Origin of the sequence: Chitinophaga niastensis (genome assembly GCF_003014755.1) — a bacterium.
GTDB classification, from domain to species: domain Bacteria; phylum Bacteroidota; class Bacteroidia; order Chitinophagales; family Chitinophagaceae; genus Chitinophaga; species Chitinophaga niastensis.
Genome location: NZ_PYAW01000005.1, coordinates 198,690 through 220,192, shown reverse-complemented (window position 1 = coordinate 220,192; position 21,503 = coordinate 198,690). Strand labels below are relative to the sequence as shown.

Below are 21,503 nucleotides of genomic sequence, written 5' to 3'. Positions count from 1 at the left end.
TATTTCTATTTTTTATTGATGTTATATTATAGTGCTCTTTTTAGTACACTTTATGGCAGGGTGCCGAAAGGCGTTGATCCTACCCTTGGTGGATCCAACCGGCCTTGCGATGCGTGCTGCAAATTATAATTGCAACCATCCGCCGTTCTTGTATCAGGAGCATCTGTACGGCATTCCTCTCTGGCATCGGAAGCAGACGTAGAAGATGGTGCTATCGGCCCGAAGCTTTGGGTTATTTCTGCCTGTCTTCCGCGTGCTGCGCAGGTAGTATCATCAGCCTGTGTAGTGTTGCCCCTGTGTGTTACTATTGTTGTTGTTGGCGTTACAACCGTTCTTCTTACACGGATAATACCAACACGCAATAACCGGAAGATATGTTCCCATGGGCGGCGGCCACGGCCACGGCTGGCCAGGAATGCATCTACCGCTACCAACACCTGTGGTGCAATAGGATTATCTGCAGTAAGGCCAAACAAAGCCAGCCTGTCGTCCGGCACAGTCACCCGATTAAATAAAGAAATAAACTGATCGGATAATTCATCATTCGGTATTTCAGCACCGGTTAATAAAACGGTCAAATCTTCTGCTGATCTGAAGCCCATTGGTGTAATGATATCACCAAGCCTGCTGCTTGGAGCCGGTGTAGGTCTTGCTCCCAGCAACTCGCCACCACCATATGGTATAGGCAGGGTAACGTTAGCGCCTACACGACCTCTGATGAGGTCCAGCGTTTTGTTAGCTCTTCTTTCTGATAAGTCCTGGTTTAACCTGCTTTCATCTCCTTCCGGTGAAGCATACCCCCTGATTAATTCCACCACACCACCTCCGGCTACCTGGCTGGCTACTTCCGACAGATTGCGGTCAGACTCTGTTCTTAGTTGCGGATCTTCTGAAGGATCTGTTTGCACATATCTGTAATATACCCTGAAATCATCTGCCGGATGAGTCGTTACATTCTCTGTTACCGGCTCGTTCCGGTCCAGTTCAAAATCAATACATTCGTAATGTGGATGCGGTTGCGGGCACACACAATTATAACAAACCGGCGGTGTAACACTACCAAAAGTGCCACCGAATGTAGCCATACCCCGTGTTTCGCCGGCACCACCACTACCGGTAACGGTTATAGTGAAGTCTCTGTACCTGAAGCCTAATCCGCCGCTGCCCTGGTTAGGATCGACTCCTGTCGGGAGACTACCCAACCGCCTGATATATTCTCCCTCTACAAAGAAACTCCACTGTTGTCCATCTCTGCCCTGGACCTGTACCCTTACGCGGCCACCCGCTCCGGGTGTGCCTTCCGGAATAGCACCCGGCCGGCCGGCCGTACCGGCACCTTCGTTGGTACCAACACCTTCTGCAGTTATCTGTGCACCGGGACCAGTAGTACCGCCAGTGGTGATATCCACACCCGCACGAAGCGTTCCAACAGGGTTAGCGCCGCTCGTCAGGATAGAAGTAAGGTTGGATTGCAGTTGTGCATATATATCTGCCCGCGTTTGGCCAGTACAGTAGCTGAATGCGAGCGCAAAGTTATTGAGATCAGGATCCCAGAAGAGACCCGTTCTCGGATCGGGTACCCTCCTGCAAGGGCAAGCTATCAATGTACGGGTTACATGGGGAATTACTTCAGCCGGGCCATTGAAAACATGCGGTAACGTCACCATACGCGCATTTTCAGGACCAGTATGTTGCGGGGTGCCAAAATCCTGGTCCGCAGGTGTACGTTGTATAACGGGACCGGCAGTACGAAGAGAGGTATAATTTTCTCTCTTCAGCTTAGGCTGCGAACGGCCACTTTGCTGCATGGTATGCGTAAGCTCATGCGCCAATAAATGTTTGCCGCTATCTGACTCAGGAGAAAATTTTCCACTGTTAAAATAAATATCGTTGCCTACTGTAAAAGCCTGTGCCTGCAGATCTCTCGACAGCTGTACAGCATAATCGCCGGTATGGATGCGCACATCTGAAAAAGCAGTTCCAAACCGGTTTTCCATGAAAGACTGTGTAGTAGCTGGCATAGCATTGCCACCTCCGCGGGTAGCGGCAATACTATCGCTAACCGAATTACTTACTGTCTGGTTACTACTATCGCTTTTTCTTTGAATGAAAGTTGTTAATGGCTTCAGGTGCACTTTTTCTTCTTCCTCGCAATGCGCACATTTGCGCTGGATAAAACTTGTTTCCGGCATGCGCATTACCTGATCAGCCATGGAATCAGCTTCCGCCTCCATGGGGTCATCTACTGCGCCAACAGATAATTTATATTGAATAGGCAACCGCTGCAGCCCTTCCATATAAAAGGCTGGCGGCTGTATTTCAGTGGCGGTCACCGTAACGGGTTGTGCTGCCGGAGATATTGCCTGCGTTGCAGGTGCTATGATATTATGTTCTGACATAGCAATAGATTTTGTATTCTTATATTTTCTTCGCCGGAAACTCTCTGCCGGATGTTGTATGATAGTAAGTTGATTTATACACTTCCAGGCTACAGGCAGGATAAACTATTACTTTTACGAGCAAGCCTGTTTCCGGTATAACGCATAACGTAATCCCTTTTTCAGGGTATACCCATTCTGCATCCGCCAGGATTTCATTTCCCCAGTAAAAATCCAATCGTGAAAATGGCATTCCTGATTTTATATAAATATGACGGCATTCCTCCGCATTGAACGACCAGTATTCAGTCGTGATCATGCTCAACTTAGTACCGGCGAAATAAAAAAATACCGGTGACTCAAAACCTTTCATTGTCATTGTTCTAAAAGTGTATTGTCTCTGTGCTTTGCCCACTGTATACACGCCTGCCACCTCACTTAAAGGATACAGTTCCTTCAGGGCCTGTTCCTCACAATCAGCAGGCAAACCTTCCCAATCACCAATTTCCCGGTTGATGAAGCTATTGATGGTTTGTTGACAGTCGTTCATAACCGGGGTTGATTTTAATTGAGAATTTTTATGCCATACAACAGGCTGAAAACAATTACACATAAAGAAAAAAATGACAACAGGTATTTTCACTATAGTTGCTATTTTTTACCAATTAATTCTACTTTACCTGCAAAAAATGCGGCTGCCAGATTACGGATTCCCACTACCCCAGCCAGTCTTTCTGCATTTTCTGATTCACCATAGGTATTAAGTGCCTGTATACTGAACTTATTAACCGGATCATAATACGGCCCTTCAATGGTTTTTCTTAATGCATCCGTAATGGTAATACTGTTCCATACAATTTTTGTAAAATAATCTGTTACGCCTTCTCTCAGTACAAATCCACCTTTCTCGTCATCCTTGGCACTACGATAAGCAATATGAACAGGATCTTCCAGTGAGTGAATATACTCGTGGATAAATGTCTGGTAATAGTCCCACATATTATGCCGGTTCCGCTTTTGTTTATCTGATTTAAACATCTGTACGTATACTTTGTTATTATCTTCAAATCCTGGCCACCCCTTATGTGTTTCTATCAATTCCGTTCTGTATTTAGCAAACATGTCCTTTCTCACTTTATTTACAATGAGCAATTCATCCGCCCTTGATTCTATGGCACCATGCTCCCTATTCAGCGTTTTCACATCATCATCACCAGTGAGTATTTTATTAATGCGCCAGATCGCGGATCGGTCTTCTTTCGCTTTGCCCCCGGCAGTTAGTTCCTGCTCTTTAAACGTCCATGCATCAAACACAGTTGAACCTACCTTTAAGGCTGCAGGGGCACCTTTTTCATATTCATGAAATATGTTGTCAACTGCTTTCTGGGATTCCTTTGCAATCACATCTATTTGCGGCGGGGCATATAATTTGCTGGCATCTGCATGTGCTGCTGATTTTCCCTTCCCATAAGTATTATATTCAGAAATAATGGCAGCTTCTACTGTACTCAGTAGCCGATCCGCATACTTTCCTTTCCCCACTAAGTTCGGCTTAAACTCAGGCTTTAGCCCGGTAATGGGATTAACAGGCACTTCTGTAGAAATTACTTTATTTATTTCTTTTCTTTCTTCATCATCAATAGCGTCGGTACCTTTTAGCAAATCAGCTTTTTTTTGCTTGCTTAATACATCTTTCTCTACCTGGAAATTATTCGAAAAATCTTTATCCAGTTTAAGAAAGGTTGGCTTATCCATTTGCCCTGCAATAGCTGATCCTGCTATTCCCTTGCTAACCTGGTAATTTGTAATACCAGTTGTAAGTGGCGGATCAAAACTTTCGTCGATAACAGTAGTAGGATAAAAACCCAGTTCTGAAATTGCCTGCGTAATTTTTATAACTGCCGGGCCTTTATCTTTTTCTTTCAGTACTTTTTTCCCTTCTGAAATATCGTCCAATACGGGATCTTCCATAAACCGGGTAGCAGTGGCTTTGCGTTGCACCATCTTACCCTCTCCACCTTGCTGTATGGTATGTGTCAGCTCATGTGCCAGTAAGTGTTTGCCGCTATCCGACTCCGGTGCATATTTTCCATTATTAAAATAAATGTCTTTCCCAACAGTGAAAGCCTGGGCTTGTAGATCTCCCGACAGCTGCGCTGCATCACTACCTGTATGGATACGGACATCAGAAAAATCTTCGCCAAACCTATTCTCCATAAAAGATTGTGTGTCTGCTACCATAGTAGTGCCACTACCGCGGGTTGCAGCAATACCATCACTCACCGTATTGCTCACTACACTATTACCATGCTCCGCTTTTTTTTGAATAAAAGGTGCGAGTGGTTTAAGCCTCACCTTTTCTTTTTCTTCTTCCTCACAATGCGAACATTTGCGCTGAATAAAATTAGCTTCCGGCATACGCATTATTTGCGTTGCACCTGCTTTTGGCAGATCAGGATCCGAGGCCGGAATTACGCGCTGCGTTTGAGGTGCGATGGTATGCTTCATTGACATGTTTTACTTTTTACATGGTCTTGCCCTCTTTCATAAACTCTTTTCGTATACCTTGTAAAAGGTCTTCCATAGTAATGGTGTTATCGTTCCGGTTCAGCGCCATGAGCGATGCAAACTGCACTACATTCATGATAGCTCCGCCGGATAATTCGTATTGTTGTGAAAGCCGTTCAATAGACTCACGGACCGGCGGCTGGCATTGTTTGCTAAATGCGCCGCTCCACAGCCGGAGCCGTTCCCTTGGTTGTGGCTTCTGAAAATGAATAATGGATTGCAGCCGGCGTACAAAGGCTTCATCTACGTTATTACGCATATTGGAAGCCAGGATCACCAGGCCGGGGTAGTCTTCCAGCCGTTGCAACAGGTAAGCGATTTCCTGGTTGGCATATTTATCATGGGCATCAGAAATACTGGTTCTCTTACCAAACAACGCATCTGCTTCATCGAAAAAAAGTATCCAGTTTTTATTTTCTGCGCGGGAAAATACTTTTTCAAGATTTTTCTCAGTTTCACCAATGTATTTGGATACCACCATGGATAAGTCGATGCGATACACATCCAGATTATACAGCTTGCCTAATAAAGCAGCCGTGAGGGTTTTGCCCGTACCTGGAGGACCATGAAACAAAGCTTTGTAGCCGGGTTTCAGGGTACGGCTCATGCCCCAGTCTTCATACAACGTACGTCCATGTTGCAGCCATATCCGCAGCTCATCCAGCTGCATTGAGGTAAAATCATCTACTACCAGATCTTCCCAGTCCATGCGGGTAACAAGCCGACGGGCCGGAAACTCCATACTGAAAGGAGGTTTGCGGAGATTACCGGTAGTAAAAAAGTCTACATACTCCGTAGAAAGACTGATAGTACTACTATAAAAAGGTTCCCCGTTCTGGCTACCATCGATGCTGATGATATTATGTGCTGTAAAAATATGATCTGGTTCAAACAATTTATAGGCATTAAAACGCCGCGCCAGATCGTTGCCGGCGAGCAGGAACAAGGCGGTTTCTCCTGTAGGAATAAAGCCACTGTGGCGGCTTCCCCTGATACCACCAAACTCCGTATAGCCGCGGGAGATAGATTTATTCAGCGAAAAAAATACGTCCAGCAAATGCGGCTGCACATGTGGAATGATGGTGAGCATCAGCAGCAGACGCTCTTCCCTGCTGAGTTTATAATAACTTACGAATTCTGCATACACAGAATGATCATCGGAAAAATCCGGTGCAGGGATTTCTTCGGGGGTTATATAAGTACCATTATCTTTTACTACAAAATCAGTACTCAGTCCGTTATTTTCATTGCCAAAACAATTACGTAACCGCGCATTTACCACACTGGCAAACCACCCGATTTCCAGCGCCAGACTTTTTGCATTGAGGTTAATGCGATTTTCCTGCGATGGGGCATTTTCAGCAAGCTTGTTATCAAAATCCATAGCGATCAAATTTTACCATTCAACAAAAATGAGGTATTGATTCCAGGGTAATGTGATGGTGGAATATCCCCATGGAATACCATCCAGCAACACATCCAGCGTTTGCCGCTCCACCTGCACCAGCCAGCCGCCGTCTTTACGGGTGATCAATCCATCCCGTTTTAAGAAGGAGGACCTTAGCCCGTTTACAGAAGTATTTTTCAGCAACTTCCAGTGGCCTATCACCGCTGTGAGCAATGCTTCCGCTTCCTGCATGTCCGTTTCGGATAAATCAGCTTTCAGTGGCACCGGTTCGTTTAAGGCAATGCCACAAAACAATTTTTCCAATGCCAGGTTATATTCCGGCGTTTCCAGATCGCCGGTAGCCAGGTATTTTAATACATGTAATGCTTTGTGTTGTGCGGCACGATCTTTCCATTCGTTCCCATCCAGTAAAGTGATAGCGGTAAAGAAAGTCTTCAGAAATGGCGCCAGCAGCACAATGCCGGCATGTTTGACAGCAATTTTTTCTATCTCATCAATTTCTGCTGACCCGGCATCCGGTATGCGTGTATCCATTTCCGTTATTACAGACATATCAGCAGGTAACAACGCGGTACCGGTAACACTGGCTATTATTTGCAGTAGTGCATTTTCTTTATTTGTTATTATTGAAAAGATGTTTACCGCATTTGATCTGAAAATATTTACCAGCGATGTATTACTGAAAATAGCCGGTGCGTTTCCCAGCAGGATATCATGGATGTACGAACCTTTTGCAGACAACACCTGTTGAATAAATTCATCTGCGCTGGCAGTAGTAACGGTATCCATATTCCCTGTTTCAAACAGCTGATTACTGACCGCTGCGATCCAGCTAATAAATTGGGCGTGCGCAGTGGCTAATGCTGTCGGCATTGCAAGGATCAATGCTTTGACATCCTGCCCTAACTGCATTGTTATCCTGGTCCATACGGATTGCTCCTGGCGATGCTCCATCAACCAGGTTTGCAGCACGCTTTGTTGCTGCAGCAAAACATCAAGACAAATAGTGTTGATGTTGATGTCAGGCATAGCAGCCCACCAGGGCAGGATGCCATGAAGTAAAAAAAATTGCAGCAGCTCCAGTTTGGAGAGCTCCTGCGATACTGCCCGGCTGGTAGCCGGAATAGCTGCCAATCTTTTTACCAGGGCTTCTTCTAATCTATAGCTGAGTATATTTTCAAAATCGTTTGTAAAAGCATGTTGACTCATACCTCCGAGATCAATCTCCAGTTTATCTATACGAAGCCATTCCTCATCAGTTACATATTTGGAGCAAATCTTGTCCATTACTGCCATGACCTGGTCCTGCATCGTCAATGAAAAGTTATGACGCAGATTCAGTGCCTGTTCTTCATCAGAACAGCCTACTTCAAATTCCAGCCGATTGATCATGTGCGTCATATCGTTTGTTATTTAGCTGTTCTGAGGTCTGCTACAATCATCTTCACAGCTACCACAAGGTTGAATGCCATTGATAGCATCTATCAAAGGATTTAATTTTTCATATCCGGGTACTTCTGTTTGTGCCATTTCCAATAACCAGTCCTGGTATATTTTTTCGAACTTTTGCATTTCTGAAATGCCTACCCACACAATTTTTGTATGCACATGTGCAGGGAATTCTGTTTGTATGGTTTTTTCTACCAGGTTGCGGAAAGTAAGGTCCCTGAAGCGTTTGGGCCAGCAAGGCAGTATCACGGTAGTGCGGAATGAATACGGATCTTCGTTGTTATCGCAGGGGTTAGCAGCACAATACCAATCCATCTGATAACTAAAATATTGCATCAGTCCTGCTATTTCATCATCAATATCATCCGGTACTACTGTGCCATCCTTGATCTGTTTAGCGGTTCTTTTATTGTAGAGATAGGCGCTTTGTGCCAATACTTCCTGCTTGTTCCCATGGATGATAAACTTGTATTTAATAACGGCCGGATCATCGCTGTTATTGGAAACAATTTCATAATTGATCCTTTCTGCACCATATTCCTGCAAATCCAGTATTCTTTTTGTCATGCCGGTGTAGAGCCTGAATTTGAGCATGGTGGGCAATTTACTGGCATCCGGAAATGTTTCCTGGAAGAGTACAGACAGGGGTTCTTTGTTACCAGTAGCCGGATTGGTGCGCATTCTGAAATACTCCAGTACCCATGGCATATTATCGTAGCATTTATCTGCCGGAATCCGGGTTACCTTTTTCCAGTAGTCGGGTACGTCTGTACCATCGTTAACGCCTATACCGAGATCACATTTATCCAGGCAGGTATGGATGAAGCTGATGTCAATGGGGGTAATGCCACCGTCGGTAAACTCCTGGTCCAGTTTTGGCCGGAGCAGGATATGTTCGATGAGATGTAACCCTTCATTGGTATTCATTTTCTCCATCAGCTGTTGAATTCTTTTGAAAGTGGTATCGCGGATTGTTTTGTTCTCTGACTTCTCGCTGGTGGCCAGCAGCACTGCATTTGCAGGATCTGTATCATCATATAGTTCCAGCCAGAAAGTGCCTAATTGCCCCGCAGCTTTGCGGCTGCGTTGCCTTAGTTCGTCATGGAATTTATAATAGCGGCGATCATCTGCATGTTCCAGCATATCGTTCATCAGCAGTTCTGTACAGCAGCCATCTTCTACTTCTACACTGGTAAGCAAAATGGCATCTTTATTATCAGGGTCCAGCACTTTAATTACGTTTACGTGCTGCCCGTTTTTAGTCTTCCAGACAGGCAATTTTGTTTTATCATCAATTATCATCACGGGCTCGCTCACAATAAACGCCGGCGCCAGGGTACGACGGGTAGCATTTTCAAATCCCAGCAACCTGCTTAATCTTCTCTCTGCGCCGGATACATTGGTGGTGTCCCAAACATTGAGCTGTGCGTAGTTGTAGCCTTTACCACGGTTGGTACTGATATGATAATACTCACCATCTTTCAGGATACGTGTTTTATCATGGATCAGTCTTTCCTCTACCTTCGCAGGTGTAAGCCATCTGCTCATGGTTTCATATTCACTCAGGTCCTCACTGAAGCGGGCCAGCATATGATTCAGGAAGGTGTTACGGCGTTTATGAAAGGTAATGGGGGTTTCTACCAGGTTTTGTAATGTTCCCGCAAAATCTTTTATAATATCTTCCTGATGATTTATATCATGATTACCAAAGTTGACAAGCAGGTCGCTCAGTCCCTGTATTTCCGTGAGCGCTTTATTAAAGTAAGTATGCTTTACTGTATCATCAAAAGTAAAGAGGTCGCGCAGGTGGTTTAGCTGTACCAGGTGCCCTTTGAGCAGCTGTTCAAAAAACAGGAGGTAGCCTTTCAGTTGCAGTGCCTGTACTTTGCGCTTGGCGTCTGCATTACCCGGTAGTCCTGCGGTTTCGCTAACACCATAACACATGGGTAACGAATAGGTAACGGGGAAATAATCCTCCAACTCCATATTTTCGCCTGCCGGTACCTGGAAATCGATCTCATGGCCTTCCAGCTTATATTTACGTTCGAGTGATTTCAGGTCGGCAAATAATTTCTTCATGCGGAGGGGCGACCGGTCTTCTTTTCTGCCTATATTATAGGTGATCAGTTCCCGGTCTTTGCAGCATATCACCTGCGATTGTGCAGGATCTATGCGGGCTATTTTACGTTGCTGCCGTAACAGATCAAGCCATTCATTAAAATAGTTTTTGTTGCCGGGCTGATTCACTGCATCTGCCGGCATATGCAGATAGGTAATGGCTTTGATGCCGCTGATCTCTGCTACTTCGTTGATGACATCGGAGAGCCGGATATCGCGGTAGAGTGCTGTTTTTTCCAGCTCTGCATCATCAATAAATCCATGTTTTAAAGCGGGGCCTTCAAAAATTTCATCTATCAGATACCCTTTATCCATCATTTGCTGCACGGTATTAAAGGGAACAGATGGTGTAAAATATTTGTAAACAGTAAAAAATAATTGTGCCACTACCATGTCCGGATCTGCATTTTCTTCCAGTTCAATAGCCGCCATCAGTCCGAAGTCCAGGTATTCCACTGCTTCCACCGTTAAAAAATCTTCACATAAATTACGATGGCGCGAAAGACGATCTACCACCAGTTGTCTTACTTCTTCGCGATGATCTTCTGCCAGCACATCTTCCTCATATTCTACCATTACATTATACAATCCTTCCAGTTCAACAATTTTAGGTGGAATAATAATAGGATTGGCGAGGTAGCCGATTATCTTATCCAGCACCAGCATCTCTGCTGTGATGGCTGCTATGCGGGCATCCAACTCATCTTTCTGGGCCTGCAGGGTGGCTTTTCTTACAGGATCAATATCGGGCATGTTAATCTGTCCCTGTAGTTGTGTTGAGGTAGCTTGCTTCGCGGTTTTTTCTGCATCCAGCGTAGTTTTAGTAGCGTTGTAGGCAGCAGTAGCGGTAGTTCTGTAATTGGTTACGTCTGCATTGGTAGCTGCCTGGATGCTTAGTTTACCAAAACATATTTTATCTTTTTCCTCTTCACAGGCACAAGGATGTTCTTCCAGTTCTACCACATTATAATTCATCCACAATGGTACCTCGTATTCTTTGCCGGGTTCTATCCAGGCATTGCGTACCCCTTTTACATCAATAATGAGTTTGCGGTAATCATCGATGGTAACAGGGTTGTTATGCAAAATCTGCCGGGCTGTATAAAAGATCTGTTTCCAGGTATTATCTGTGAGTTGCGCCGGTGCCAGCAGGTCTTTGATATCAAATCCTGTGCGGTAGGCCAGGTCTGTGATAGCATACGATACAGCTTCCAGTATGGTTATGCCCGGATCGGAGGTATTATACTCCGTCCATATATCACTTGAGAGGTGTTCAATATCGTTGATACCTTCTTTGCGCATGGCCTTATAGTCCTCTGCGGGCAATAATGGATTTGTTTTATTTAATGAAACTGGCGCTTGCATGGAAAAATATTTTTAATCAAAAAGATCATTTAGGCTGCTATTTATTGGGCGTCTTTTTCCCTGGTGGTTTCGTTTTTTCTGCTGCCGGATCTGTATTTTCTGTTGGTATCTCATCTGCCGGCATCGTCTTCGGTGTATCCGCCGGAGAAGGTGGAGGAGCAGGAGCCGGTGCAGGATTGACTACTACTGCTGCGGGTGTAGCAACCAGTACAGGCGTAGCTGTTGGTGTGGTCGTTGCTACTGGCGCAGGGGTAGCTACCATCCTTATCGGCGCGGGTGTGTTAGTTACCATGGTAGTGCGCCTTTTTTCACAAGGCGATAATGCCGGTGGTGCTTCATACGGTATAATAATATGCTGTGGTACAGACACCAATATGGAGCGGGGCGTAGAAGGTGTGGCTACTACAATGCCGATGAAATTGGATTTATCCTGCTCCAGGTGTTCGAGGTCGTCACAACCTTTGACATTGTTGAATTGCGATGCCAGGTCATCTTTACCGGTATTCGGTTGATCAGTAGCTGTAGCAGGAGTATCCGGGCAACAACCTTCCGAGCAAACAAACATCAGGAAATCGGTAATAAAATCTACATAAGTTCTTTCTTCAATAAAATTAATCACAGCAGAAGCATATATTTTTTGTCCGAACTTCACTTCTGCATTTTGATCAAAAGCCCATGGGGTAAGGAATTGTACAATTTCCTGGTTGAGCTTTTTGAGAAAATAACCTTTATCTGTTCCTGTTACAAACTTCACACGGAAAAATACCAACACCTGTTCATACACCGGGTTCCGCGCGCGTACTTTTACAAAAGGAGAAGTGCGTTGCTGCAGGTACTGTTCTATTTCCAGCATGGTGCGACGACCCGTTTTAGGTTGCAGCGGGTTGATGGCGTTCCTGTTTTTAAGATTGGCAATGGGGACCATCAATACATGTCCGGGGGCCACCTGCGGGCCACAGCAAAATACTTCGTTGGGCACATCCGGTTTTACGCCTGAATGACGGCATAAACAATCAGGATCTGTATGCGTAATACATTTTACTTTATAGATGATCGGGAAATGATCCAGCACCAGGTGTTCGTAATCCCAGGCTGTTATTGCACGGCCTTTGTGGCGCAAACGCTCACTTACCCGTGTATAAAATTCTTTCCCTACTTCTTTGTGTTTGCCATCAAAAGAAGCAAAAGGTTGCTGCACTTTACTTATTTCAGCCACCTTCACCGATAGCTTGCTGATGGTGCCGGCAGGTAATGCAGTATCGAAATGCCGCTGATCGTTACCATTATCCACGAATACTACTTCCGTAGCCTGCGCTACCACATTAATCAATTGCGGAAAACGGTTAGCATAGGCTGTCACACTGGCGCATAGCCAATGCAACCCATCGGTAATAATAGTATTGTGGTTAGTAGCATCTTCCGGAATATCTATCTTCATAATACCGGTGGTTTGAAAACCATAGGTACCATCAGAGACAATAAATTCACCATTGAGTGGCCGCCACGCATTGTTGATTAAATAGGACCAGTTAATTTGCGGCGGATCATTATCTTCATCTTCCGCTGTACCATCTGCAAATTCAAACAACAACGACAATGTTTGCAGTGGTTGCAAATTTTCAAGGCCGATGAATAACATACCCTCTTCCTGGAAAACATTCGAATACTGATTAAAACCACCGGTTAAACGGCTGCTGATACCGCTGGCATTGAGCAATAAACGTCCCATTACACTATCATTGACAGCGTTCACGGTGAGATTATTGCCGGTTGAGTTGTTAATACTACTGCTGATACCATGACTGTAATCGCTATACGGGCTTTTATAGGTAAACTGTGGTAACAGGCAATTGTGCGCATCCAACAGGTTAGCAACAGCAGCTTTGCGCATCACCGGCAGGAAATTCTGATAAGTCAGGTTACGTTTCATTGTGATCCCCTCCAATTCAGATGATCCTGTTGTTTTGCTGACAGGCAATTCAATTTCTGCCACTCCAAAAGGATACACATGAAAAAACTGATCGATGCCCTGTGTCAGCGTTTCCGGTGCTGAATAATAGCTAACAGATATTTCCTTTATTTGTAGTTCCCTGGCCAGCTTCGCACTTTCAGCGAAAAACGTAATTGCATCAGCATTTACTGACACCAGGCTAGTGATCCGTAAAAACCCTTTCACTGTTTGCAGATTCCATTCAGTAACCGGTAATATGGGAGAACGGGTATAGGGTACCGGTTGGTAGGACAAATCGGGCAGATCCTTCGCTATCAACTGGTTTAATATATTATGTGTTAATGCTAAAGTATCAAAATCAGGACCGGTGTTAGTGTTATCTGAAGAGGCATTCAATGGTACCCATGCCCTCTCTTCCAATAAACTAACGCTGTACTTTGGATGTACCGCACCAGTGGCCGGATCATTATTGGCAGTACCAAATTCCGGGTCTACTGTTCTTCTTATATTAACCGCCAACGCTGATAACGACTTATTAAATACTTCACCACTACCTAAATAAAAAGATTTTCCCATGACAGGGTATGCAGAAAACGGATCAAATGGTTTGCCCACAGGTTGCACGCCTGCATCGTTCTGTAGCACCAGTGTTTTTAATCCGTCAAAATGACTACCTGTAAGATCTACTTTAGGACCCGTAGCAGCAGCGGGAATGGGAATAGTACCTCCTCCGGTTGTTTGAATTTTAGGATTAATAGACCCCACTCTTACACTAATAGCAAAGTCTTTTACCGACAAATTATTATAATCCGGCGCCGCCAATTTAATATCAGGATGCAGCATGATGCGCATCACCGGTAAGGTAGTAGTAAATTCATACCCTTTATGCAACTTACTATCGAAGCCTATTACAGCTGATTCAGACATAGGCAGATAAATACAGATGGTATCTGCCGGACCTGATATGGAGTATCCACTTGTAGTGATATTATCGTCCAGCGGGAATACACCATTTTGCGTCAGGGTTGTTTGCATAGCTGAGAGGTCCAGCACCTGGTCTATTTTTACCCATTCCTTTTCACCGGTAAACCATATTTCAAATAAGTTATCGCCAGGTGTCAACGTAGCTGCATCTTTCAGCAATACATTGAGGCCGGTGGCCTGTATTTCCAGGTAACGTTTGCCCCCCTGTAACAACAACTGCGGAGAAGCCACAGCAAAGCCTACACGCGCCTGATCATGACGGTCATATAACTGATGATATACATCCAGGATGTGACAATATTTATTAAGAAATTTTGTATCCTGCGGGATGCCTTGTCCGAAGGTAGGCCACATCGGATACGGATCTGTAAATTTTGCACCAAAACCATCCTGCGAATTGGCTACAGGCCTGGCGTAGATGGTATTCACTGTTTTATTTTCTTCTAATGCATCTACAGGAGATTTATCTATGAAGATTGTTTTCAGCTCTTTTACTTTTGCCTGATTAACAACAAGACCACCTTCAGTTTGATATATCTGATCCTTGTTGGACAGGTCCTTTCCTGCACTCAGGGCAGTACCCGGCGCTATATCGTATGCTGTAACATCCTTTGCCAGTTCAAAGATCACATGTGCGCGATCAGGCAAGGAAGGTTTTTCTGTGAGGTGTAATACATCACGATAATAAAAGTCCAACATCCTTGCTGTCAGTCCATTCATCTGGTCCTGCGCGCGCCGGAATAATTCCAGGAAGGCAATAAACAGGCCCATGTGTGGCTGATGAGCGGGGTATTGTTGTATAGCAAACTGCAGATAGCCGTCGGCGTTATTAACGAGCTGACTGATGAGTCCAAAAAAGCTAAGGAACACATCATCTACAAACAATGCAGCATAGCGGATTCTATCCTCCGGGGTGGCACCGATGTAGATACTTTCATCTGCAAAAATGGTATCATTAATTTTCCAGACAGCATCGTTTTTAATGGCGGTGAAATCCAGCAGTATAGTTTTTTTAGTATCAACAGCTCTGAATCCTTCTGCATAGGCAATCATTTTTTTGGTCTGTTCACTGAGGTTGGAATTGATAGCCAGGTGCAGATCTGCATACAGGGGATTTTGCGGAATGGCTAATGTGTACCAGCCATCCAGTCGTACCATGATACCAATAACAGGTTTGAATAAACTTTCAAATATATCTGCATCAGGGTGAAGATCCAGTTGTGTATGCAAATCATCATAATCTTTTTTGATAGCATCCAGGTCAATGGTACCGATGGAAGCTGCGATGACTGCCATATCGCGTCTGAAAAATTCTGCCCAGCTCACTTTAGCGGGTACAGTATCATCTTTAATGGTGCTACCAGGGATATCGTAAAACCGGATCTGCGCGGCATAGCGGCGGGCAAACACCAGTAAGTCTTCCAGGCTGCGGCCATCCACCGCTGCATAGGAAGGGTCCAGGGCGCTGAGGTAGCGGTTTAGCTGGCCTGAGCCATCGCGGTTTATTTCAGTATGACATTGACAATTACTCATCTGGATAATTATTTTATAGCTTACCTGCCGTGATACAACAGGCAGATGAATGATTTACTTCCGGGATTCCTGTTGTGTTCATCGCTCAATATTGGTGGCCTCGTTGAAGTAGAAAGGAAACACGTAATTATACCGGGTATTAGTGGTGATGATGGAGTAATCTATGGAGATCTCCAGTCTTCCTTCCTGTTGAAAAGCAGTAGTAGTAAGGTTTTCTACTATTATCCTCGGTTCATTAAAGACCAATGCATCATGCACTATTTTTTCGATCATGGCGATGGTGGGTACATTCATCTGATCAAATACATGTGGTTGCAGATTGCAGCCAAAGTTGGGCAGCATTACCCTTTCACCGTTGACGGTAGCAAGGATAATTTCAATACTGCTATGTACATCTGCTTCCTCGGTGAGCATTTCCACACCATACCATTCTCTTCTGAAAGTGGGTGGGAAACTCCACCCGGTTCCTAAAAATGATCTGTCTACGCTTTCCATGCTTATAATTTTTTAAAAGATTATCCACCTATCATTACTGTGGGGCAGCCTATCACAATGCTGCCGCCGTGTGCGGTACTGTCGCCCATGCGGGCGGCGGGCTGTCCGCTGATCATGACCGTTGCCGAGCCCATAACAATACTGTCTGGCGGGCCTGCGCAGGTACACATACTACCCACAGTAGCAGCGGGTTGTCCGCCTATCAGCACCGTAGGCACACCAGGAGGCAGAATTGGTCCGCCGGTATGCGGGCTCCCGTTGGGATTCAACATGGGGCATACGTGATTATCTGATATACGTGCTGCTGCGGGCATGCTTATTTTTTTAATTGATCATCACCTGAATTCCTTTAATGGTCACATTACCGGCACCAGCCTGAATGGTGATACCGGATGTATCCATTTTTATACTGTTCTGATTTTCATCTTTTATTTCGATGGCGCTCGCATCGCTGTTGATGACAAGTGATTTATCGCCACTGGCGCCAGGTACCAATAGCGTCATACGTTTATTGGTATCATCGAAAATCAGTTTGATGCCTTCTTTGGTTACAAAGCCATATTGCAGCTGGCCGTTCTGTTCGGGCAGCGGCGATTTCTTACTGTCTTTGCTATGGAGGTAGCCGAGTATAATTGCTTCACGGGGGTCATCATTCAAAAACCCCAATACTACCTCATCATTCGTTTGCGGGCGAAAATAAACCCCTCTGTTCGAGCCGGCATCCAGTGTGGCCACACGGGCCCAAATACCTTCATTGCCGGCCGTAATAAGCGGCACATGTACCTTTACGCGGTATTGTCCGCCTGATTCCGTATCATCTACATCCAGCACTACTCCTATCTGCAAACCATTGATACCGGGTAATAAGCCCGATGCCGGTTTGTCCATCACATTTTCTTTTTTATAAAACCAATCTTCCTGCCAGCCAAATTGTACATCGGTGTACCAATTACCTTCAAACTGATGCAACACGCCGGTTACAAAAACATTACCGTTAAATCGATCTCCTACTCCTGCCAATGTTATAACAGTGCCGGGTTTTACATCTGCATTGCCTTCTATGCGCACACGACCGGTAGCTTTGGATAAGTGATTGCGCAGTGCATAAGCATCTGACCAGTCTTGCAGTTGTGGTTGGGTAAGATGACCGGCATGGCTTAACTTCAACGTAGTGCCTAATACACTGCCCAGGTCATTGGAAGAGAGATTGCCGGTTTCTGTAAAGGTGGCATCACCGGGATCAGATGTTTCCAGTTGTTGTTGGGTGTAATCCCATGAGTGGCTGGTAACTGATTGTATTTGCCGGCGGGCATCCATTTCTGCTTCAAATTCCCAGATGTTATCACCGTAAGTAGCAGTAACGACTGCAGACCCACTGGTATCCGGTTTTTTCACGATCAGTTTATTATCGTCTGTCAGCACCAGCATGCCGTTGGCTTCAGCACGGGTGAGCATAAAGTCCCAGTCGCTTGTATCAAACTGCACCAGCTGTTTATGCGTTACAGTGGTAGATGCCACATCCGGTTGCAGGTCTGAGGCCAGTTGTTCGATCACCTCACTATCTTTTTTATTAATGAAGTAAGCACACTTGCGGCCACCGGTGAGTTTGATGGCTTTGTCCTTTGCCTCCAGCATCAGCACCGAGTTGCTATGCTGCGCTACTCTGATACCATGTTTTACAATGATCCCTTCAAATACCGTGTCCACATTACCCTGATAACCCAGTTGTATTTTTATTTCGCTGCCGGGTTTGAAATTATTGTCGTTGCTGAGTGGAAAATCGCGGTCTGATGCCGAGCCATCTATCAACACTACCTTTGCATACGCCACTTTGTTAAAAGATTTATTTACAATGATCTGGGTGAGCAATATTTCATTGCTCAGCTCAGTGCCGTTAATAAATACTTTTCTGCTGACTACATTTGTTGCGGGCCGTGTGCCGGGAGGTAAGCTATCTAACATGCTATTGGGGTATTTACAAATAAATATTGCTTATTTTTTATCTGCGATGGGCGGAAATACCAGCGTGCTGCCGGCTTGCAGCCTTCTGAAATTCTTCAGCTTATTTGCACGGGCCACCTGCAGATAATAATCCTGATTGTTATATACCTGGTAAGTCAACAGTGGTAACAGATCACCTTCATTTACCGTCTTGCGGTGGGTAAGATCCGGTGATGACAGCATCCCCAGGATATCACTGAGTGTGGGGATGGTACGTTCTGTAAACGTAGCATTTACCTTTGCGCGGATAGGCAGGCCGGTAAAGTCAAACATCGTATAGGTAACCGTAGACGAATTAAGTACGCAGGTGCAGATAAATAATCCGTACTGAACCAGCAGAAAAGCAGGTTTATGCAACGCACCTCTCACACCGGTTGTAGCAGCCCGGAATAATACCACCTGGGCAGTTACGGGTATCTTTACCCCGTTAGTATTTACGCCGGTTCCATCGAGTGTAAAATCCAGTGTAAAAGTTCTGGGCTTCGTCTTTTTATATTTCAGATCGGCGCCTGCCTTTCCTGGTGCTGCATTGGCCGTCCAGTCTATGTCTTCCCTGATAGCTAATTGCTCCGGATTAAACATCGCGAGGAACGGAATACCAATAGGAAACCCGGTATCATTGATGGGGAGGATCTTTAGATTAAAAGGCAGTTTTGCCGCACTTTGCGTATCCATTATCTTTCATTTTTTTCTCTGATAATTTCCAATACCTTTTCTACTGTTTCTGTTTCCCTGTTGATAGCAGGAGGAACATCCTCGTGTGTACCACCGCCGGTGCTACCGGAGGGGCTTTCTATCACCGTTCTGATAATAACTTCATTGATTTGTACCGGCATATGCTATTACATTTTGCGTTCAAAATACTGGTAAGCCAATTCCAGGGTTTCTATTACGATACCATTTTCTGATGCTTTCAGATCAGAAGTAGCCCACTTTAACGGGTACGCCTGTACGACGTTCCAGATAGCTACCGCCTGATCTGCTTCATCCAGGAGTGTAATCACCAGGTCAGCTGGTTTAAAATCGTAGATCACTACGGTGAAATATGTGCTCATAGCAGATTTAAACCAGTCGAGCAAGGCAGTACCTTTCAGCAGCCCTCTTTTCAGTACCAGGTTGGGATACTTCGCTCTTTTAGGAAGTTTGTACACAAAGCGGTTTTCACCGCCTTCGCGCAGCTCTTCGGTTTCCACTTCAAATGATAAACCGCTCACTTCCTGGAAACGTTGTTCCGTATCGGTATCTGTACCGCTTACGCCCACAAACTCTACTTTAAAATGAAAGCAGGTGGGCGGATAATAGGTAGGCATCAGCCAGCTATTTTAACAGTTATTCCTTCATGTACCAGGTCAACAGATTCAATGGCGATATCGTTGCCGGAAGCCTTCAGGCCAGGGCCATCGCATTTCACGGGCCATGCCTGTGTGATGGTCCATATAAATACAGGCGCGCTTTCATCATTCAGCAGTGTAATCACCAGGTTGCGGCGTTCCACATTAGGCTGGCCGTTATTATTGAGCCATTTGTAGAGATCATTATTAGTAGCCACCAATCCTCTTTTCAGGGTAATGTTGCCGGCTTTTTTCAGTCCTGGTCTTTTCAATGGTAAGGTAGTACCGGACATCAGGCCATCACGGTATTCAATTGCCTGTAATTCCTGCGAAAGACCACTAACTTCCGAGAATCCTATATTGTCTCCACCCCATGAAACGGTAAAATGGAAAACCGGTAAAGCATAATTTGCCATTGTATGTAATATTTAATTTTAAAGAAATAATGAACCTTGTATGCATGCTGTTCCTCATCAGGAAGTCTGCAACATTTGTTCGAACTGGAGGATAATGAATTCTGCAGGTCTTGCTACTGCCATACCTATTTGTACAATCATCCGGCCTTCCAGTATATCCGTTGAGTTCATGGTTTTGCCCAGTCCTATATTGACAAAGAATGCCTGTTCCGGTTTTGCGCCGGCCAATGCACCATCTCTCCATTTCAGGAACAGGTAGTTTTCTATCATGGATTGTACTTTGATCCAGGTAGCAGCTGTGTTAGGTTCAAAAATTGCCCAGCTGGTGGACTTCTTCACAGATTCTTCCACTACACTGAAAAAGCGTCTTACGTTAATGTATTTCCATTCATTATCGTTGCCATCCAGTGTACGGGCACCCATAACAACAGTACCGGCGCCGGGAATGCTGAGGATAGCATCTACAGATTTACCGGTATCTGTATTAATATTCAGCAGGTCCTGGTCCATCCTGGATACAGATACAAGTGGTTTTACCACATCCATCAAACCTACATTGGCAGGAGCTTTCCAAACACCTCTATCGGCATCCACACGGGCATACACACCGGCCATGGAGGCAGATGGCGGCAGGGACACATGGTATTTGCCGTATTCTGCGCTGATAGCATTGTACATGGCAGACGCACTGCTATTTAAGGCAGTCATTGTTTGTCCGGCTTTGTTATCAGGACCTACAGCAGGAACACCATTGATATGATGCGTGGTTAAGGTGAGGGCGCCGAAATCAAATCCAAGCTTGTAAGTCGTTTCCACAAACGGATAATATACAGCACCATAGCGGCGAATACTATTATCCACCGGTACAGTGTCTAATGCTGTTTTTACATCAGCAGCAATAGAAGTAGTGGTTTTAGGTACTGTAGTCTGAAAGGTATCCAGTATAGCAAAACGATCTTTCAGTGTAGCTGCCTGGTTAATCATCTGCTGATTAACAGTCAGATAGTCACCTGCATTTAAGCGGATTGCTTCCGGTACCGACAGGATGGTAGGTGCATCTTCCAGTGCTATCAGGTCTAATCCTTTCTGAATATCAGCAACTGCAATTGGTGCATCGTATTTTCCTACAGAAACGATATAACATCTGCCACCACCATTGGCGTAGAAATTTTTAATCGCATAATAGAGAAAATATTTGCTCATGTTGTTATAATCCGGTGTGATAGTTACTTTAAAACCGGTAGTGGTAGTACCTGTTTTATGTTCATCCACCGCAATGGTGATATGCGCCGGATCTTCAGGTGCAGGTCCACCATACAGCTGCAGATAATCGCCCCAACTGGTAATGGGCGTAGCCACATTGTGCAGGTCATCAGGGAGAATGGATGTTGCTTTCTCTGTGTATCCTACAAAGGCCGGGACAGCCGATTCCACTTCTGCAATGGACGGTGGCAAAAGCGAGATTTCTTCTACGTAAACACCTGGGGAGCGGTAAGTTGCCATTTT

15 protein-coding genes are annotated in these 21,503 nt (G+C 45.0%); all 15 read right to left on the bottom strand.

Going from position 1 to position 21,503, the window contains the following annotated elements:
* Positions 1 to 50: 50 nt before the first annotated feature.
* The 15 genes from CLV51_RS21945 to CLV51_RS21880 all read right to left on the bottom strand — a co-directional run bounded on the left by CLV51_RS21945 (position 51) and on the right by CLV51_RS21880 (position 21,500).
* Positions 51 to 2,399: an eCIS core domain-containing protein gene (locus CLV51_RS21945; RefSeq protein WP_106530240.1), complete on the bottom strand. Its 2,349-nt coding sequence runs from the start codon at positions 2,397 to 2,399 to the stop codon at positions 51 to 53.
* A gap of 19 nt (positions 2,400 to 2,418) precedes the next feature.
* Entirely contained in the window at positions 2,419 to 2,928 is a 510-nt protein-coding gene (locus CLV51_RS21940) for a hypothetical protein (protein WP_106530239.1), read from the bottom strand.
* 101 nt (positions 2,929 to 3,029) lie between these two features.
* Complete coding sequence (locus tag CLV51_RS21935) at positions 3,030 to 4,886, bottom strand: eCIS core domain-containing protein (RefSeq protein ID WP_211302083.1); 1,857 nt, start codon at positions 4,884 to 4,886, stop codon at positions 3,030 to 3,032.
* Between the two features lie 16 nt (positions 4,887 to 4,902).
* Complete coding sequence (locus CLV51_RS21930; protein WP_106530237.1) at positions 4,903 to 6,330, bottom strand: ATP-binding protein; 1,428 nt, start codon at positions 6,328 to 6,330, stop codon at positions 4,903 to 4,905.
* Between the two features lie 12 nt (positions 6,331 to 6,342).
* Entirely contained in the window at positions 6,343 to 7,755 is a 1,413-nt protein-coding gene (locus tag CLV51_RS21925) for a contractile injection system tape measure protein (protein ID WP_106530236.1), read from the bottom strand.
* A 12-nt stretch (positions 7,756 to 7,767) separates the two neighbouring features.
* On the bottom strand, positions 7,768 to 11,286 hold the full coding sequence (locus CLV51_RS21920; RefSeq protein WP_106530235.1) for a hypothetical protein: 3,519 nt from the start codon (positions 11,284 to 11,286) through the stop codon (positions 7,768 to 7,770).
* Between the two features lie 37 nt (positions 11,287 to 11,323).
* Entirely contained in the window at positions 11,324 to 15,754 is a 4,431-nt protein-coding gene (locus CLV51_RS21915) for a hypothetical protein (RefSeq protein ID WP_106530234.1), read from the bottom strand.
* Positions 15,755 to 15,832: 78 nt separating this feature from the next.
* Positions 15,833 to 16,249 carry a GPW/gp25 family protein gene (locus tag CLV51_RS21910; RefSeq protein ID WP_106530233.1) on the bottom strand — a complete coding sequence of 139 codons (417 nt, stop codon included), beginning with the start codon at positions 16,247 to 16,249 and terminating at the stop codon, positions 15,833 to 15,835.
* A gap of 20 nt (positions 16,250 to 16,269) precedes the next feature.
* Complete coding sequence (locus CLV51_RS21905; protein WP_106530232.1) at positions 16,270 to 16,563, bottom strand: PAAR domain-containing protein; 294 nt, start codon at positions 16,561 to 16,563, stop codon at positions 16,270 to 16,272.
* A 10-nt stretch (positions 16,564 to 16,573) separates the two neighbouring features.
* A complete protein-coding gene (vgrG, locus tag CLV51_RS21900) occupies positions 16,574 to 18,211 on the bottom strand; it encodes a type VI secretion system tip protein VgrG (protein ID WP_106530231.1) in 1,638 nt (545 codons plus the stop codon).
* A 30-nt stretch (positions 18,212 to 18,241) separates the two neighbouring features.
* Positions 18,242 to 18,925, bottom strand: a complete 684-nt coding sequence (locus tag CLV51_RS21895) for a CIS tube protein (RefSeq protein WP_106530230.1) — start codon at positions 18,923 to 18,925, stop codon at positions 18,242 to 18,244.
* Positions 18,925 to 19,086 (bottom strand): DUF5908 family protein, encoded by a 162-nt coding sequence (locus tag CLV51_RS29210; RefSeq protein WP_158267109.1) that lies wholly within the window; start codon positions 19,084 to 19,086, stop codon positions 18,925 to 18,927. Before CLV51_RS29210 ends, CLV51_RS21895 begins: the two co-directional genes overlap by 1 nt.
* A 6-nt stretch (positions 19,087 to 19,092) precedes the next feature.
* Positions 19,093 to 19,560: a phage tail protein gene (locus tag CLV51_RS21890; RefSeq protein WP_106530229.1), complete on the bottom strand. Its 468-nt coding sequence runs from the start codon at positions 19,558 to 19,560 to the stop codon at positions 19,093 to 19,095.
* A complete protein-coding gene (locus CLV51_RS21885) occupies positions 19,560 to 19,997 on the bottom strand; it encodes a phage tail protein (protein WP_106530228.1) in 438 nt (145 codons plus the stop codon). Before CLV51_RS21885 ends, CLV51_RS21890 begins: the two co-directional genes overlap by 1 nt.
* Before the next feature lie 57 nt (positions 19,998 to 20,054).
* Complete coding sequence (locus CLV51_RS21880; protein WP_106530227.1) at positions 20,055 to 21,500, bottom strand: phage tail sheath family protein; 1,446 nt, start codon at positions 21,498 to 21,500, stop codon at positions 20,055 to 20,057.
* Positions 21,501 to 21,503 lie beyond the last annotated feature (3 nt).